Below are 493 nucleotides of genomic sequence, written 5' to 3'. Positions count from 1 at the left end.
GGGCAGGACGCACCGAATTCGCGATGAGCGTGTTCGGCAAGTCCTATGGCCACAGGATCACCGGCGACGTGCTGATCGACGGCAAGCCTGTCGATGTCAGCACCGTGCGCAAGGCGATCGACGCCGGTCTCGCTTATGTGACCGAAGACCGCAAACATCTCGGGCTCGTGCTCAACGACAACATCCTGCACAATACCACGCTGGCAAATCTCGCCGGCGTGTCGAAGGCCAGCATCATCGACGACATCAAGGAAATGAAGGTGGCGAGCGATTTCCGCACGCGTCTTCGCATTCGGTCATCGGGCATCTTCCAGGAAACGGTCAATCTTTCGGGCGGCAACCAGCAGAAGGTTGTGCTCTCCAAGTGGCTGTTCTCCAACCCTGATGTGCTGATCCTCGATGAACCGACACGCGGCATCGACGTTGGCGCAAAATACGAAATCTACACCATCATCAACCAGCTCGCTGCCGATGGTAAAGGCGTTCTGATGAT

At 57.2% G+C, this 493-nt stretch carries 1 pseudogene; it reads left to right on the top strand.

Going from position 1 to position 493, the window contains the following annotated elements:
• Positions 1–493: pseudogene (gguA, locus tag BK665_RS33730) on the top strand (sugar ABC transporter ATP-binding protein GguA); the annotation flags it as partial.

Source organism: Pseudomonas frederiksbergensis, from assembly GCF_003732665.1.
Lineage (GTDB): Bacteria > Pseudomonadota > Gammaproteobacteria > Pseudomonadales > Pseudomonadaceae > Aquipseudomonas > Aquipseudomonas frederiksbergensis_G.
Note: the sequence above shows the minus strand (reverse complement) of the source record. Positions and strands in the feature narration are given on the sequence as shown.